This window comes from Peteryoungia ipomoeae (assembly GCF_004912165.1).
Lineage (GTDB): Bacteria > Pseudomonadota > Alphaproteobacteria > Rhizobiales > Rhizobiaceae > Allorhizobium > Allorhizobium ipomoeae.
The window spans coordinates 274,927-292,091 of record NZ_STGV01000005.1; the positions used below are offsets into that span (position 1 = coordinate 274,927).

Below are 17,165 nucleotides of genomic sequence, written 5' to 3' on the forward strand. Positions count from 1 at the left end.
GCCATGTTTGCCAGGATCGTCACCGAACTTGGGCCGTGGAGCTGGTGGGTGCTTGGACTTGTACTGCTGGCAGCAGAACTCGTCATGCCCGGCGTCTTTCTCATATGGATCGGGCTCGGTGCGATCCTGACCGGCGCAATCTCTCTCCTTCTCTGGGAGAGCGGCATGTGGACATGGGGCGTCCAGGCGCTGGTCTTTGCGGTCGCGTCGGTCGCCTTCACCCTGCTCGGCCGTCGCTTTCTCTCAAGCCGCGACGGTATCAGCGATCAGCCGCTGCTGAACCAGCGCAGCGCAAGCCTTGTCGGACGCACAGCCACGCTGCAGGAGCCGATCCGCGACGGCCGCGGCCGCGTACGGCTTGACGACACCTTCTGGCTCGTCAGCGGCCCGGATTTGCCTGAGGGCACACGGGTGCGCGTGGTGGGCGGCAGAGACAGCGAGCTGGTTGTCGAAAAGGCCTGACAGGTCAGGCGACGCCGATGCGCAGGAGATCGTGGAAGTGGATGAGCCCGACGGGACAGTTGGTCTCGTCCACCACGATCAAGGCGCCGATGCCGTGTTTGTTGATCATGGCCGCCGCAGAGGTGGCCAATTGATCGCCGCTGATCACCTTCGGATTGCGGGTCATCACATCATCGACCTTCAACACCGAGAGATCCCGCGCCAGATTGCGCGCCATGTCGCCTTCCGTCACGATGCCGCAAAGCTTGCCGTCCTGATCGACGACGCCGACACAGCCGAAATGCTTGTGCGACAGCACCTGGACGGCGTCCGGCATGGACGTCCCGAGCGGCACCAGCGGCACGCGATCACCGGTATGCATGATCTCTCGCACATGCGTCAGGCTCGCGCCCAGCTTGCCGCCCGGATGGAAGGTGCGGAAATCGCCGGGACCAAAGCCTCGTGCCTCGAGAAGCGCAATCGCAATCGCATCGCCCATGGCAAGCTGGAGAACGGCTGATGTCGTCGGCGCAAGGCCATGCGGGCAGGCTTCCTGCACCTTGGGCATCAGAAGCACGACATCCGCATTGCGCGCCAGCGTCGAGTTTTCACCGGCCGTAATGGCAATCAGCGGGATCGAGAAACGCCGGGAAAATGCAAGAATTCCCTGCAGCTCGGTGGTTTCGCCACCCCAGGACAGCGCAACAATGGCGTCATCCTCGGCAATCATGCCAAGATCGCCGTGATTGGCTTCCGAGGGGTGAATGAAGAAGGCCGGCGTGCCGGTGGAGGCAAAGGTCGCGGCGATCTTGGTGCCGATATGGCCACTTTTGCCGACGCCGGTGACGATGACACGACCACTGATCTCGCCAATCGTTTTGACGGCACTGCAAAACGGTGCCGCAAGCGGCCCCGAAAGTGCCTCTTCCAGCATGCGCAGGCCCTCGCGCTCGGTCGAAACGACCCGAAGGGCAGACTGGGTTGCACTGGCTTCGACGAGGTGAACGGCGCGTTTGATCATGGATCGGTCCATATCCCGTTTGCGAATGCCTGTCCACAAGGGTGCATGACCGCTTTGCCCATCCGGACGGCAACGAAAGATTAACCCTCCCGCTTTACGTTTGGGTAAGCATTTGAGGGAACCAGGCTGCCGGAATGACGCGCGAAGCCAGATCACGCACGAGCGGGCGAGACCGCGGGCTAAGACGCGCCTTTGCGCTTCTGCTGGCAAGCCATGTCTTCACGCTGCCCTTTCAAGCCTACGCGCAGCAGGCAGCGACCGGAACGCCGTCTTCAGGCGGTTCGGCTGCCTATGGCCAGACGCAGACCTATCCGGACACGGCATCCGACTTGCAAGCAATCACGCCCGCGGATGCATCAGCCAACGTCGCCGACCCCACGCCCAGCACCGGAAGCCTGCCGGCAGCGGAGGACGATGCCGGGATCTCTCCCCTGCGCGACGACGACATGCTGCGGCAAAATCTTCGCGAGCCGCGCGTCGATGGCACGGGTTCCCTGCCGCAGCGCACGGACGAAGACGATAGCGGCATCCGCTTGGGAAGCTTTATTCTGCGCCCCTCCATCAGCCAGCAGCTTGGCCATGAAAGAAATGGCACGGCGGACAACGACACAAGTCGTAGTTTCTCCGAAACCGGGCTCAAGGGGACGCTCACATCAGACTGGTCCCGCCATGAACTTCGGCTCTCAGGTGACGGCGCCTGGCAGAAGACTCTCTCTGGCGAAGGCAACGACAAGCCGCGCGCAAACCTCGATGCAGCGCTCCGGCTTGACCTGGCAGACGACACGACGCTCGGGGTGAATTCCTTCTATCGCTTCAGCCGCGAAGACACAGACGACCCGAACGCGCTGGCAAACGCCTCCGTGCAATCGGGCGTGCATGAATATGGCGGTGGCCTTTCTCTCGAACGCGACTTCGGACGCATCCGCGGCGCACTCACCGGCGACCTCACCCGATTGACCTATTCGGATGCAGAACTCTCCGATGGAACGACCGTTGCGCGGTCGGATCGCGACCGGTTGCGCGGCACGATCACCGGACGCATCGGTTATGAACTCTCGCCTGCCCTCATCCCCTTTGTCGAGCTGTCAGCCGGACGCATCCGCTACGACGAGACGCTCGACAGCGCAGGCTTCCGCCGCTCTGCCGACGTCTACGGCGCCCGCGGCGGCGTGGCACTTGATCTCGGCGAGAAGCTGCGCGGCGAATTGGCGATCGGGCATGAGGAACAGCGCTTTGACGATGCCCGCCTTGCAGCACTTTCCGCGCTGACCCTGGATGGCAATCTGGACTGGTCGCCGCGCGAGGGTACGTTGGTCAGCCTGACCTGGGACACGAGCATCGATCCATCGACGACCGCAGGCGTCAACGGTGCCGTCGTGCATCAGTTGCGGTCCAGCCTCTCCTATGATCTGCGAAGCAACCTCGTTGCGCGGCTGACAGGCGGCACCACGCTGACCCGCTATGACGGTGACACCGCGGGATCCAACAGCACCGCATGGCTTGCAGGTGCCGGTCTTACTTGGAAGGTCAACCGCTATCTCGATGCCACGGCAGACCTCACCTATGAGCGAACGAAGTATAAAAGCGGAGCCGACAACGACAGCCTGACGGCGCTTGTCGGCCTGACGCTGAAACGCTGACCCCGCCGTCCATCAAGCGACCTCCGGCACGAACGAAAAAGCCCGGCACCGCAACCGGCACCGGGCTTGTTGGTCACAGGTCTGGACGCGTTATTTCAAGGCAGCCAGCAGCGCCTTCAACTGGTCCTCGATGGCGGGACGGATATCTTCGCGCTCGATGGCGAAGGCGACATTGGCGAGGATGAAGCCATCCTTGGCACCGCAATCGAAGGTCTGGCCGCGGAAGTGGTAGCCGGCGAAGTCTTGGCTCTTGGCAAGCTTCAGCATGCCGTCAGTGAGCTGGATCTCGTTGCCGGCGCCGCGCTCCTGCGTCTCCAGGATCTTGAAGATCTCGGGCTGCAGAATGTAGCGGCCGTTGATGAAGAAGTTCGAAGGTGCCGTGCCCTTGGCCGGCTTTTCGACCATCTCGGTAATCTTGAAGCCGCCTTCCAGCGTTTCGCCGACACCGACGATGCCGTATTTATGCGCCTGCTCCGGCGCGCATTCTTCTACCGCGACAATATTTCCGCCGGTTTTCTCATAAAGTTCGACCATGCCCTTGAGGCAGCCCTTATCTGCGCGCATGATCATATCCGGAAGAAGCAGCGCAAAGGGCTGGTGACCCACGATATCGCGCGCGCACCAGACGGCGTGACCGAGACCGAGCGGCTCCTGCTGACGTGTGAAGCTTGTCTGGCCCGCGGTCGGCTGAAGGCTATCGAGGAGCGAAAGCTCGGCATTCTTGTTGCGAGACTTCAAGGTCTGCTCAAGTTCGAACTGGATATCGAAATAGTCCTCGATGACGCCTTTGCCGCGACCGGTCACGAAAACGAAATGCTCGATCCCGGCGTCCATCGCCTCATCGACGACATACTGAATGACAGGCTTATCGACGACGGTTAGCATTTCCTTCGGCACAGCCTTGGTGGCGGGCAGGAAGCGCGTTCCGAGACCAGCAACGGGAAATACGGCTTTACGGATTTTTTCAGGTCGAACCACACATTCCTCCTGGAGGATTCTAATCGATTGAGCGCTTTGCCACGATGACGCGCCAGTAACATACATTTGCTTATAAATGGCAAAGGTGAAACAGGGCGGGGCCGCGTGGTAAAGAGTTTGTTGACGCAACTGCATTAACCTGGAGTGAACAGCCTTTGTTCCGGCTGCCCCACTGTAGAACATACCGGGAGATGCCCATGAAAAGACACCATCCCAACTTCTTCGGCGCTTTGGCGCTTGCGCTGTCCTGCGCCATGATGCCGATGGACGCCTATGCCGATGCCGGGTTTCAGAAATGGATCCGCGACTTTTATCCCACGGCGGCGAAAAGCGGCATCACCGAAAAGACCTACAGAACCGCGTTCAAAGGCGTCTCTGAGCCCGACAAGTTCGTGCTTGAGAAAGCTGCCTACCAGCCGGAGTTCAAGTCCGAAATCTGGGACTATCTCGATAGCCGCGTCAATCCGTTCACCGTCAAGGTCGGCCAGGAAATGCTCGCCAAGCATGGCGGGCTGCTCGACGCGCTGGAGCGCCACTTCGGCGTGGACAAGCATGTGATCCTCGCCATCTGGTCCATGGAGTCCAACTATGGGGCAGCTCTGGAGCGCCCAGACCGGCTGCACAATGTGCCGCAGTCGCTGGCAACCCTTGCCTATGCCGACAAGAAGCGGGCCAAATATGCGCGCACGCAGCTGATCGCCGCACTGAAGATGCTGCAGAACGGCGACGTGACCAACAAGAACCTGATGGGCTCCTGGGCAGGTGCCATGGGCCACACGCAGTTCATTCCTTCCAGCTATCTGCTCTATGGCATCGACGCTGACGGCAACGGCACGAAGGACATCTGGCATTCCATCCCGGATGCGCTGGCGACCGCCGCCAATCTTCTGGCCAAGAACGGCTGGGTGACCGGCCGCACCTGGGGCTACGAGATTGCGGTCCCGCGCGGTGGCGCCAAATATGCCGGCCAGACGAAAACCGTTGCCCAATGGGCAGCACTCGGTTTTGCCCGCCCGAACGGCAAGGGCTTTCGTGATGGTTCCGAACGCGCCGAACTGAAGCTGATGGCAGGCGCCGGAGGCCCCGGCTTCCTCATGACGAAGAACTTCTTCACCATCAAGAAATACAACAATGCCGACAGCTATGCGCTCGGCGTCGGCCTGCTGGCGGACGAGATCGCCGGCTATGGCGGCATGCGCCAGCGCTGGCCACGGCCGGAAGCCTCGCTCGACGTCAAGGAAAAGTTCGAGTTGCAGACCCGTCTGCAGGCGCTCGGTTACTATGACGGCAAGATCGACGGCAATTTCGGGTCCGGGTCGCGTGCGGCAATTTCCGCCATCCAGCAGCGATTGGGCATGTCAACCGATGGTCAGCCCTCGCGCCAATTGCTCGATGCACTGAGGAACTGATCGCATCGCCCGTGACGATGCGCATTGACGAAACGGGGGTCGCGGAGGAATAACGCCTTCGCGACGCTTGGCCTCGGCAGGTGGCCAGGGCATGCAAGGGAGTTCGCCGATGCGAAAGAATGCGACAAAGCTGATCTGCCGCGCGGTTCTCGGTCTGGCCTGCGGCTTCTTTGTGGTTGAAGGCCTCGTTGCATCAGCCGAAGCCCAGCAGTTCGAACGCCGCCGCACCCTGATGGACCTGTTTTTCGGTGACCGACGGCCCCGCGTGCAGCAGGAAGCACCGCCGCGTCAGGTTCCGCGTGCGCAGCGCAGGGAAGACACCCGCGCCAAGACCAACCGAAGTGTGACCAACATCAAGACGCGCCAGCCGGCAGTCGCCCCAAAACCTGTTGTCGAGAAGCTGGAGAATGCCAAGAAGGTGCTGGTCGTTGGCGACTTTGTGGCCGGCGGACTTGGCGAAGGTTTGAAAACCGCATTCGAGGATGCACCTGGCGTTGTCGTCGATGTCCAGAGCAACGGCTCGTCGGGCCTGGTTCGCGACGACTACTACAACTGGTCGGACGAGATGCGCCGGCTGATTGCCGAACGCAAACCCGACGTCGTCGTCCTTCAAATTGGCGCCAACGACCGCCAGCAGATCGTGGCGGACGGCGCACGGCTGGATTTCCGCACCGAGCCCTGGTTTGACGCCTATGCCAACCGGGCAGTGGCGCTGGGCCAGATTGCCCGCGAAACGCGCCTCCCGCTCGTTTGGGTCGGCCTGCCCGCCTTTCAATCCCCGACCATGACGGCAGACGCCCTGCGGCTCAACACAATCTACCGCTCCAGCGCCGAAAAGGTGGGCGGCGAGTTTGTCGATGTCTGGGACGGTTTTGTCGACCAGGACGGCCGCTTCATTGTCACGGGGTCGGATATCAACGGCCAACCTGTCCGTCTGCGCGGCAGCGACGGCATCAATTTCACCAGTGCCGGAAAGCGCAAGCTCGGCTTCTACGCCGAAAAATCGATCCGCCGCCTGCTCGGCGATACGACAGCGACGGAGCTTGTAAAACTGGACGAAAAGAGCTTGCCAAACCTGCAAAGCCTGTCGCCTGCAGAGACCCGCGGACCGCTGACGACGCCGCCGATTGATCTCTTCGATCCGGAACTCGATGGCGCGACCGAACTGCTCGGATCCGATGTGGCCTCTGCCCCCTCGGCCTTCAGCTCCCCGCGCCGGCAACTGATTGAGACCGGCACTCTCCCGCCGGCGCCGCCGGGACGCGTTGATTATGTTGGGATCCGGGCCAACAGCCCGGAAACGCCGGCCACCAAGCCTTGAACAACAAAAGGGCCCCTTCCGGAGCCCTTTTATTTTGGTAGGCGACATCCGTCAGCTTAGCGCGGCAGGATGCTTTCGCCCATCAGCGCCTCGTCGATCGCCCGCGCCGCCTGACGCCCCTCGCGGATCGCCCAGACCACCAGCGACTGGCCACGGCGCGCGTCACCGGCAGCCCAGACCTTGTCGACGGAGGTCTTGTAGTCCTTGTCATTGGCGACGACATTGGTCGAGCCGCGACGGTCGGTATTCAGATCCAGCTTGCCGTCCAGTTCCTTCAGCACGCTGTCGGTGAACGGACCGGAGAAGCCGATGGCGATGAAGGCGAGATCGGCCTTGATGATGAACTCGGTGCCGGCGATCGGCTTGCGGCGCTCATCCACCTGGCAGCACTTTACACCCGTCAGCACGCCGTCTTCGCCGACGAATTCGAGCGTTGCGACCTGGAATTCGCGAACCGCGCCTTCGGCCTGGGAAGACGAGGTGCGCATCTTGGTGGCCCAGAACGGCCAGACGGCGAGCTTGTCTTCCGTCTGCGGCGGGCGCGGGCGGATATCGAGCTGGGTCACCTTGACGGCTCCCTGACGGAAAGCGGTGCCGACGCAGTCAGATGCCGTATCACCGCCGCCGACCACGACGATGTGTTTGCCACCGGCGAGGATCGGATCGGCCGGCCAGCCGTTGCTGTCGATGTTTTCGCGACCGACCCGTCGGTTCTGCTGCACGAGATAGGGCATGGCATCGTGGACGCCGTGGAATTCGACACCCGGAATGCCCGCTTCGCGCGGCGTTTCCGAACCGCCGCAATAAAGCACGGCATCGTAATCGGCGCGCAGTTGCTCGACGGTGATATCGACACCGACATTGACGCCGCAATGGAAGGTGACGTTTTCACCCTTCATCTGCTCGACGCGGCGATCGATGAAGTTCTTCTCCATCTTGAAGTCCGGAATGCCGTAGCGCAGCAGGCCACCAGCCTTGGTCTCGCGCTCGTAGACATGCACTTCATGGCCAGCGCGACCGAGCTGCTGGGCAGCGGCCAGACCCGACGGGCCGGAACCGATGATCGCAACCTTCTTGCCGGTATGGATCGTTGCCGGCTGCGGCACGATGAAGCCCAGCTCATAGGCCTTGTCGGCAATCGCCTGCTCGACCGTCTTGATCGCGACCGGGGCATCCTCGAGGTTCAGCGTGCAGGCTTCCTCGCAAGGTGCGGGACAGACGCGACCGGTGAATTCCGGGAAGTTGTTGGTGGAATGGAGGTTGCGGATCGCCTCTTCCCACTTGTTGTTATAGACCAGATCGTTCCAGTCCGGGATCTGGTTATGCACCGGGCAACCGGTCGGACCATGGCAATAGGGAATACCGCAATCCATGCAGCGCGCCGCCTGCTTGGTGATCTCGGGATCCGACATCGGGATGGTGAATTCGCGGAAATGGCGAATGCGATCGGAGGCCGGCTGATACTTCGCCACCTGCCGGTCGATTTCCATGAAACCTGTAACCTTGCCCATGTCTACTTCCCTCAATCTCCGCCGCTATCGCAGCCAGTTCTCGATCTGTAATCCCGGAACCCGGGAAAACTCACTCTCATTGTTCGTCACCAGCACGGCGTCCAGCGCCAGAGCATGTGCCGCGATCCAAAGGTCGTTCGGACCGATATTCTTGCCTTGCCTCAACGCCAGCCGCACCTCGGCGTAACGCTGGTCGCTCGGCAATTGCAGAGGCGCCACATAGAGGCGCCGCGTCACCGCTGACACCTTTTGCGACAGCTCCTCGGAGCCATTCTTTCTGACGCCGTACCAGATCTCACCATGGGTGATGATGCTGATGAAGGCGTTCTCCTCTCCAACCTCCTGGAGCCGGGAGAATGTCTTGCCGCGCGGATCCCTGACGATCGCCGAAACGATGTTGGTATCGAGCATGTACCGCATCAGATCTCGACCTCACGCAGCGGTCCGAGGTCATCGTCATTTTCGACGAAATCCTCCCCACTCCAGGCTTCCGCCTGCTTGAGATATTCGATCAGTCCGGCAGTCACTGCCGTCCGCATCAGGATCGAACCATCCGGTTGTCGCACCATGACGGCGCGATCACCTTCAAGATCGAACTCCTTCGGGATGCGAACAGCCCGGCTTCGACCATTTTTGAAGATGGCAACTGCGACCTCGCCACCTTCACCCGTGTCTTTAACATGCTCGTTCATTCCAAGCTCCACCACTGCGATATGCCGGCAGCATATCACAACATTGGAACCCGTAGAACTTATTCCGCAGCCACACCCATGCGCATGCGTTCCATCTCCTCAAGCGCACGGCGGTACTCGACCGGCATGACCTTGCGGAACTTCGGACGATACTCGGCCCAGCTGTCGAGGATCTGCTTGGCACGGTTCGAGCCCGTATAGTGCAGATGGTTCGAGATCAGCTGGTAAAGGCGTTCCTCGTCGTGGCGGGTCATGTCGCCGGATACGTCGACGAGACCCTTGTGCATGATGTCGCCGCCGTGATGATGCAGCTTCTCCAGCATGTCGTCCTCTTCCGGAACCGGCTCGAGTTCGACCATGGCCATGTTGCAGCGCTTGGCAAAATCGCCGCTCTCGTCGAGCACGTAAGCCACACCGCCGGACATGCCGGCCGCGAAGTTGCGGCCCGTCTCGCCGAGCACCACGACGACACCGCCCGTCATGTATTCGCAGCCATGGTCGCCCACGCCCTCGACCACAGCGATCGCGCCGGAGTTGCGGACAGCAAACCGTTCGCCGGCCACGCCGCGGAAGTAGCACTCGCCGGAGATCGCACCGTAAAGAACGGTGTTGCCGACAATGATCGAGTTTTCCGCAACGATGCGGGCGTTTTCCGGCGGGCGTACGAGAATACGGCCACCCGACAGGCCCTTGCCGACATAGTCATTGCCGTCGCCGACGAGATCGAAGGTGATGCCACGCGCGAGGAACGCGCCGAAAGACTGGCCGGCGGTGCCGTTCAGCGTGACATGAACAGTATCATCCTTCAGCCCCTTGTGGCCGTAGCGCTTGGCAACTTCGCCAGACAGCATCGCACCCGCCGAGCGGTCGACGTTCTTGATGTCGACCTCGAAAACCACGGGTTGCTTGCTCTCAAGCGCCGGCATTGCCTTCTCGATCATCTTCCGATCAAGAATGTCATCGATCGGATGCTTCTGCCGCTCGGTCCAGTAGGTCGCTTCCTTGGGCGCCTCCACCTTGTGGAAGATCTTCGAGAAATCCAGCCCCTTGGCCTTCCAGTGCGCGAGCATCTCGTCCTTTTCCAGCAGTTCGGAAGCACCGATGATCTCGTCGAGCTTGGCGACGCCGAGCGAGGCGAGAATTTCACGCACTTCTTCGGCGACGAAGAAGAAGTAGTTGATGACGTGCTCCGGCGTACCCTTGAAGCGCTTGCGGAGCACCGGATCCTGCGTCGCGACACCAACCGGACACGTATTCAGGTGGCACTTGCGCATCATGATGCAGCCGGCCGCAATCAGCGGCGCCGTCGCAAAGCCGAACTCGTCGGCGCCGAGAAGCGCACCGATGATGACATCGCGGCCGGTCTTCAACCCGCCATCGACCTGCAGCGCAATGCGCGAACGCAGACCGTTCAGCACCAGCGTCTGTTGCGTCTCGGCAAGACCGATTTCCCATGGGCTACCGGCATGCTTGAGCGAGGTGAGCGGCGACGCACCCGTGCCGCCGTCGAAGCCGGAGACAGTGATATGGTCGGCGCGCGCCTTGGCCACACCGGCCGCAACCGTGCCGACGCCGACTTCCGAGACGAGCTTGACCGAGACATCGGCCTCAGGGTTGACGTTCTTCAGGTCGTAGATCAGCTGTGCCAGATCTTCGATCGAATAGATGTCGTGATGCGGCGGCGGCGAGATGAGACCGACACCCGGGGTCGAGTGACGGGTCTTGGCAACGGTCGCATCGACCTTGTGGCCGGGCAGCTGGCCACCTTCGCCGGGCTTTGCCCCCTGCGCCACCTTGATCTGCAGCATATCGGCATTGACCAGATATTCGGTCGTCACGCCGAAGCGGCCGGAGGCGATCTGCTTGATCGCCGAACGCTCAGGGTTGGCAGAGCCATCGGGCAGCGGGTTGTAGCGATCGCTTTCCTCGCCGCCCTCGCCGGTGTTGGACTTGCCGCCGATCTTGTTCATCGCAATCGCAAGCGTCGTATGCGCCTCGCGGGAGATCGAGCCGAAGGACATGGCGCCCGTCGAGAAGCGCTTGACGATATCGACCGCCGGCTCGACCTCGGCCAAGGAGATCGCCTTGCGTCCGAGCGCCTCTGCCGACTTGATCTTGAACAGACCGCGGATGGTGTTCATCCGGAGATTGCTGTCATTCACCATCTCGGCGAATTCGCGGTAACGATCCTGGCTGTTGCCACGAACCGCATGCTGCAGCGAGGCGATCGAGTCCGGGCTCCAGGCGTGGTTTTCACCCCGCATGCGGTAGGCGTATTCGCCGCCGATTTCGAGCGTGTTGGCGAGAACCGGATCCTTGCCGAAGGCCGAGGTGTGGCGGGCGACGGTCTCCTCGGCGATTTCCGACAGGCCGATGCCTTCGATGGTGGTGGCCGTTCCGAAGAAATACTTGTCCACAAGTCCGGACGAGAGGCCGACGGCATCGAAGATCTGCGCGCCGCAATAGGACTGATAGGTCGAAATGCCCATCTTGGACATGACCTTGAGGATGCCCTTGCCGACCGCCTTGATGTAGCGATAGACGACCTCATCCTCGGAAACCTCCGGCGGGAATTCGCCATGCTTGTGCATGTCCGTCAGTGTATCGAAGGCGAGGTACGGGTTGATCGCCTCGGCGCCGAAGCCGGCGAGACAGCAGAAGTGGTGCACTTCGCGCGGTTCGCCCGATTCCACGACCAGGCCGACCGAGGTGCGAAGACCCTTGCGGATCAGATGGTGGTGCACGGCAGCGGTCGCGAGCAGTGCCGGGATCGCGATGCGATCGGGGCCGATCTGGCGGTCGGAGAGCACGATAATGTTGTACCCGCCACGAACCGCAGCCTCCGCCCGCTCGCAGAGACGGTCGAGCATTTCCGGCATGCCTTCGGCACCGCGGCTGACATCATAGGTAAAGTCGAGCGTCTTGGTGTCGAAGTGATCCTCGACATGACCGATCGAACGGATCTTTTCGAGATCGCCATTGGTCAGGATCGGCTGGCGCACTTCCATGCGCTTGGCCTTCGCCATGCCTTCATGATCGAGAATGTTCGGGCGCGGACCGATGAACGAGACGAGGCTCATGACGAGCTCTTCGCGGATCGGGTCGATCGGCGGATTGGTGACCTGGGCGAAGTTCTGCTTGAAATAGGTGTAGAGCAGCTTCGACTTCTCAGACATCGCCGAGATCGGCGTGTCCGTGCCCATGGAACCGATCGCTTCCTGGCCGGTGGTTGCCATCGGCGACATCAGAAGCTTGGTGTCTTCCCGGGTGTAGCCGAAGGCCTGCTGGCGATCGAGCAGCGACACATCGCGACGCAGCGCCCGCGGTTCGACCGGCTTCAGGTCTTCGAGAATGAGCTGCGTACGGTCCAGCCATTCGCGATAGGGATGGCTGCCTGCGAGCTTCGACTTCACTTCCTCGTCGGAAATGATGCGGCCCTCTTCCATGTCGATGAGCAGCATCTTGCCCGGCTGCAGGCGCCACTTCTTAACGATCTTCTCTTCCGGTACCGGCAGCGTCCCGGCTTCGGAGGCCAGGATGACGCGATCGTCGTCGGTGACCAGGTAACGCGCCGGACGCAGACCGTTGCGGTCGAGCGTGGCGCCGATCTGACGGCCGTCGGTGAAGCAAACGGCGGCCGGGCCATCCCAAGGCTCCATCATCGCGGCATGATATTCGTAAAACGCCTTGCGCTCTGCCGCCATCAGCTGGTTGCCAGCCCAGGCTTCAGGGATCAGCATCATGACGGCGTGCGCAAGCGGATAGCCGCCGCGCTGCAGGAATTCGAGTGCGTTGTCGAAGCAGGCGGTATCCGACTGCCCCTCGTAGGAAATCGGCCAGAGCTTGGAAATGTCATCACCGAAGAGCGGCGAGGAAACGGACGCCTGACGCGCAGCCATCCAGTTGACGTTGCCGCGCAGCGTGTTGATTTCGCCGTTATGGGCGACCATGCGATACGGGTGCGCGAGCTTCCAGGATGGGAAAGTATTGGTCGAGAAGCGCTGGTGCACGAGGGCGACAGCCGACTCGAAGCGCGGATCGGCGAGATCCTTGTAATAGGCGCCCACCTGATAGGCGAGGAACATGCCCTTGTAGACGATGGTCGAGGAGGACAGCGACACCGGATAGAAGCCGGTTTCCTGGCCACCATACTGGTCGTAAATGCGGTTGGAGATGACCTTGCGCAGCAGGAACAGGCGACGCTCGAAAGCATCCTGCGTCGCGGCATCGCGGCCGGCGCCGATGAAGACCTGGATCTGGCGCGGCTCGGTGGCGGCGATCTCCGGTGCCTTCGACAGCGAGGAATTGTCGACCGGCACATCGCGGTAGCCGATCAGATGCTGGCCTTCGGCGGAACAGACTTCCGCAATGACCTTCTTGAAATGGGTGATCTGCTCTTCATCCTGCGGGAAGAAGAAGTGGCCGACGGCATATTCGCCAGCCTTCGGCAGGGTGATACCCTGGGCTGCCATTTCCTCGCGGAAGAAGCGGTCCGGGATCTGCACCAGAATGCCGGCACCATCGCCCATCAGGGGATCGGCGCCGACGGCGCCGCGATGGGTCAGGTTTTCCAGAATGAACAAGCCGTCCTTGACGATCTGATGCGACTTCTGACCCTTCATATGGGCGATGAAGCCGACGCCGCACGCATCGTGCTCGTTCTTCGGATCATAGAGACCCTGCTTCGGAGGCAGGCCCGCGCGCGCAATCGCCGGTGTGGCGATCGCTTCCGCCTGTGCGGACCGCATGACCTTCTCGGATGACGTCATCTTCGTCATTGCCTTTTCCTCCGTCGAAACCGGGCTTGACCGGTGCGTTGAACAGATCCGACGCGAAGGCGCGCCGAAACCAGAGACTGATCCTTTCTGCGGATCATGCCACTGTCTGATGGCGCGCGAAACTCACCTCGCTCGAAAAATTAAGTCAGTTATTCTGACCTAATTTCGAGAAATCCTATGACAGAAAGTAAATCCTCATGCAAGGGTGAGCCTCGAAAATTAACGGGCCGAGCGACGCTTCCTTGCGGCCCGCACTCCGCGCAGGAAATTTCCTGTCTCAAACCCGGTCATTTCGAGCGCCTTATTGCGGACTGGGCTCTCAAGCGATCAGACCAAACCGAAACCATTGAAGCGGGCGCGGAAATGCCTAAGCTCCCGGCATCCTCCCCTATTAGGAATAGCAACCCATGTTTTTCGCATCCGACAACTGGTCCGGCGCCCATCCCAAGATCGCCGAAAGCCTGACCCGTTTTGCTTCCGGCTTCGCCGCCGCCTATGGCACCAGCGACCACGACAAGCTGATCGAGGCCAAGTTCAACGACATGTTCGAGCGCGAGGTGGCAGTCTTCTTCGTGGCGACCGGCACGGCAGCCAATTCGCTGGCGCTGGCGAGCGTGGCAAAGGCCGGCGGCGTGACCTTCTGCCATTCCGATGCGCATGTGAATTCCGACGAGGGCGGCGCGCCAGAATTCCTCACCGGCTCCACGCGACTCTTCCCGGTCGAGGGCGATAACGGCAAGATCAACCCGGAGGCGCTCGATATCGCGGTATCCCGCTTTGATGTGCCTTCGGTTCACCATGGCCGCCCCATGGCCATCACAGTGACGCAGGCAACGGAAGCCGGCACCATCTACTCCCTGGACGAGCTGGACGCGATCGCGGCGATCGCCAAGAACAAGAACCTGCCGCTGCATATGGATGGCGCACGCTTCGCCAACGCGCTTGTTGGGCTTGGCGCAAGCCCGGCGGAGATGACCTGGAAGCGCGGCGTCGACATCCTGTCCTTCGGCGGTACGAAAAATGGATGCTGGTGCGCCGAAGCGATCATCTTCTTCAAGCCTGAGATGGCCGAGGAAATGCCCTATATCCGCAAACGTTCTGCCCAGCTCTTCTCCAAAACCCGCTTCATTTCCGCCCAGCTGGAAGCCTATCTGGAGGGGGATCTCTGGCTGGACCTCGCAGCCCACTCAAACGACATGGCAAGCCGCCTGCGGGCGGGGCTGACGGAAAAGAACAGCACGCGCCTTGCCTGGGACACCCAGGCCAACGAAGTCTTCGCCGTCATCGACCGCCAGGCGGCGGAGCGCGCGCGGGAACAAGGCGCCACCTTTTACGACTGGCTGCCGCCCCGTGAAATGCCGCACCTCCTCAACGAAAACGAAACCTTGATCCGCCTGGTTACCAGCTTTGCGACCACCAGCGACGAAGTCGATCAGTTCCTGAAAGTCGTCTGAGAGAGCATACCGCGTCCGCTGGGCCGGAAACGAAAAAGGCGGAGGTTGGACCCCTCCGCCTTGCAGCTTGAAGCTTTGCGCAGCCGTCAGACGACATGCGCCTCAATCGCCTTCGGGGCCGTGCCCGCAGGCTCGGCGGCAATGGCGATGCGACGGGGCTTCATGGCTTCGGGAATGTTGCGCAGAAGGTCGATGTGCAACAGGCCGTTCTTCAGCGAGGCGGCAGTGACTTCGACATGGTCGGCAAGCTGGAAGCGGCGCTCGAAAGCGCGCTTGGCAATGCCGCGATAGAGAAACTCGGTCTGCTCGACCTTGTCATCCTCGACCTTTTCGCCTTTCACGGTCAATACATGGGCATGGGCTTCGATGGAAAGCTCACTTTCATCGAAGCCGGCAACCGCCATGGTGATGCGGTACAGGTTCTCGCCCGTGCGCTCGATGTTGTAAGGGGGATAGCTCTGGGCCTGTTCGGGCTGACCAAGACTGTCCAGCATGGTGAACAGGCGGTCGAAGCCGACGGTGGAACGGTAGAGCGGGGAAAAATCGACGTGGCGCATGGATGTCCTCCTGAGAAGCGACGTTGGCATATCCGACCGCCCGGCATCCCTTTCTGGCAATGCACAGTGCGGCTCTGACGGACCCTTCCGGCATCCGTGAACCCGATGTGGGAAAGCGCATCGAAGAATTCAAGAACAGGGATGAGCCGCAGACAAAACGGCGATGAACTCCACGTGAACGAGAGCTTCAGTTGCCGTTCAAGTCGCGGATGGGAAAACACGCCATCGGTTTTCTTCAACCGGACTGCCGGGGTCGGTCCCCTCCCCTCCGGCCTATCATTCGCCGGGACCGCATCCGAGGATGGGTTCCGGCGCTTTTTCTTTGACCTTTCCGGGCCTGCGCCCTATCCCGTCTGCGAGACAGGCAATGTCAGGCACAGGCACGATCCAGATGGCAGACGAGACCCAAGACGGCGTTCTTCATTCCACCGCAGACAACCCGGCACCCGGAAATTCGTTCACCGGTTTTTTTGAAGGTGTCGGTGGCGTAAGGCTTCGCTACGCCGTCTTTCGCTCCGATGTATCGCTCGCCAAAGGCACCGTGGTGCTCTTGCACGGCCGCAACGAATTCATCGAAAAATACTATGAGACGATCAACGAGCTGACGGCTCAGGGCCTGTGGGTCGCAACTTTTGACTATCGCGGCCAGGGCGGCTCCGAACGCCTTCTCACCAAGCATCCGCGCAAGGGGCATGTCGGTCGTTTCGATCATTATGTCCGGGATCTCGAACTCTTTCTGGAGCGGGTGGTTCTGCCGGACACACGGCTGCCATTCTACATGCTGGCGCATTCAACCGGCGGCCTGATTGCGCTGAAAGCTGCCCCACGCCTTGCCAACCGGATTGAACGCATGGTGCTGACGGCCCCCTTTGTCGGCCTGGGTCCGCAGCGGATTTCCATCGACAACCTGAAGCGGCTTACGCGCCTGATGAGCTGGACGGGCTTCGGCGCGCGCTGCCTCACCGAAGACGAAGGCGAGCGGCCATTTGAGGGCAACGCCTTGACGACAGACCCCAAGCGGTATCAGCGCAATCAGAAACTGATGCGCGATTACCGGCAACTGACCGTCGGACCGCCGACCGCCCGATGGCTGCATGAAGCCTTCAAGACGATGGAAGAGGTACGCGATCCCCGTCACCTGGCCTCGATTGCCGTTCCGACCGTCATCGTCGCACCCGGCAACGACCCGATCGTGCCCTACGGCTTCCAGGAAAGCCTTGCGCAATATTTCCGGGCGGCACAGCTCGTGCCCGTGCCGGGCGCCCGCCACGAGATCCTGCAGGAAGCGGATCGCTACCGAAACCAGGCCATTGCCGCGTTCAAGGCCTTCATTCCAGGCGGCGATCCGGAAGGTGACGCATAG

The 17,165-nt window shown here is 61.3% G+C and carries 13 protein-coding genes; 6 read left to right on the top strand and 7 right to left on the bottom strand.

Annotated features, from left to right (window positions below):
- The first annotated feature begins 3 nt into the window (after positions 1-3).
- A complete protein-coding gene (locus FAA97_RS16095) occupies positions 4-462 on the top strand; it encodes an NfeD family protein (RefSeq protein WP_136599579.1) in 459 nt (152 codons plus the stop codon).
- A gap of 4 nt (positions 463-466) precedes the next feature.
- Here FAA97_RS16095 and FAA97_RS16100 read toward each other — a convergent pair whose 3' ends face one another.
- Positions 467-1,462, bottom strand: a complete 996-nt coding sequence (locus FAA97_RS16100; RefSeq protein ID WP_136599580.1) for a KpsF/GutQ family sugar-phosphate isomerase — start codon at positions 1,460-1,462, stop codon at positions 467-469.
- Between the two features lie 134 nt (positions 1,463-1,596).
- On the opposite strand from FAA97_RS16100, the gene FAA97_RS16105 reads away from it, so the two are divergent.
- Positions 1,597-3,102, top strand: a complete 1,506-nt coding sequence (locus tag FAA97_RS16105) for an outer membrane beta-barrel protein (protein ID WP_136599581.1) — start codon at positions 1,597-1,599, stop codon at positions 3,100-3,102.
- Positions 3,103-3,192: 90 nt separating this feature from the next.
- On the opposite strand, the gene galU is transcribed toward FAA97_RS16105, so the two are convergent.
- Positions 3,193-4,080, bottom strand: coding sequence for a UTP--glucose-1-phosphate uridylyltransferase GalU (gene galU, locus FAA97_RS16110; protein WP_136599582.1), 888 nt, complete (start codon positions 4,078-4,080; stop codon positions 3,193-3,195).
- Positions 4,081-4,334: 254 nt separating this feature from the next.
- On the opposite strand from galU, the gene FAA97_RS16115 reads away from it, so the two are divergent.
- Together FAA97_RS16115 and FAA97_RS16120 are read left to right on the top strand one after the other, a co-directional pair.
- Positions 4,335-5,489 carry a lytic murein transglycosylase gene (locus FAA97_RS16115; RefSeq protein WP_425467429.1) on the top strand — a complete coding sequence of 385 codons (1,155 nt, stop codon included), beginning with the start codon at positions 4,335-4,337 and terminating at the stop codon, positions 5,487-5,489.
- Positions 5,490-5,598: 109 nt separating this feature from the next.
- Positions 5,599-6,810: an SGNH/GDSL hydrolase family protein gene (locus FAA97_RS16120; RefSeq protein WP_136599584.1), complete on the top strand. Its 1,212-nt coding sequence runs from the start codon at positions 5,599-5,601 to the stop codon at positions 6,808-6,810.
- A 56-nt stretch (positions 6,811-6,866) separates the two neighbouring features.
- On the opposite strand, the gene FAA97_RS16125 is transcribed toward FAA97_RS16120, so the two are convergent.
- Genes FAA97_RS16125 through gltB form a run of 4 tightly spaced genes read right to left on the bottom strand, consistent with a single transcriptional unit; the run spans position 6,867 to position 13,761 of the window.
- Positions 6,867-8,321, bottom strand: a complete 1,455-nt coding sequence (locus FAA97_RS16125) for a glutamate synthase subunit beta (protein WP_136599585.1) — start codon at positions 8,319-8,321, stop codon at positions 6,867-6,869.
- A 24-nt stretch (positions 8,322-8,345) separates the two neighbouring features.
- On the bottom strand, positions 8,346-8,741 hold the full coding sequence (locus FAA97_RS16130) for a type II toxin-antitoxin system VapC family toxin (protein ID WP_136599586.1): 396 nt from the start codon (positions 8,739-8,741) through the stop codon (positions 8,346-8,348).
- On the bottom strand, positions 8,741-9,013 hold the full coding sequence (locus FAA97_RS16135) for an antitoxin (RefSeq protein ID WP_136599587.1): 273 nt from the start codon (positions 9,011-9,013) through the stop codon (positions 8,741-8,743). The genes FAA97_RS16130 and FAA97_RS16135 overlap by 1 nt, the downstream gene beginning before the upstream one ends.
- 59 nt (positions 9,014-9,072) lie before the next feature.
- A complete protein-coding gene (gene gltB / locus FAA97_RS16140; protein WP_246041524.1) occupies positions 9,073-13,761 on the bottom strand; it encodes a glutamate synthase large subunit in 4,689 nt (1,562 codons plus the stop codon).
- A 437-nt stretch (positions 13,762-14,198) separates the two neighbouring features.
- On the opposite strand from gltB, the gene FAA97_RS16145 reads away from it, so the two are divergent.
- A complete protein-coding gene (locus FAA97_RS16145) occupies positions 14,199-15,245 on the top strand; it encodes a threonine aldolase family protein (RefSeq protein WP_136599589.1) in 1,047 nt (348 codons plus the stop codon).
- Positions 15,246-15,331: 86 nt separating this feature from the next.
- On the opposite strand, the gene FAA97_RS16150 is transcribed toward FAA97_RS16145, so the two are convergent.
- On the bottom strand, positions 15,332-15,802 hold the full coding sequence (locus FAA97_RS16150) for an Hsp20 family protein (protein ID WP_136599590.1): 471 nt from the start codon (positions 15,800-15,802) through the stop codon (positions 15,332-15,334).
- Positions 15,803-16,169: 367 nt separating this feature from the next.
- Between FAA97_RS16150 and FAA97_RS16155 the strand changes: the two genes are divergently transcribed.
- Positions 16,170-17,165 (top strand): alpha/beta fold hydrolase, encoded by a 996-nt coding sequence (locus FAA97_RS16155; RefSeq protein ID WP_246041517.1) that lies wholly within the window; start codon positions 16,170-16,172, stop codon positions 17,163-17,165.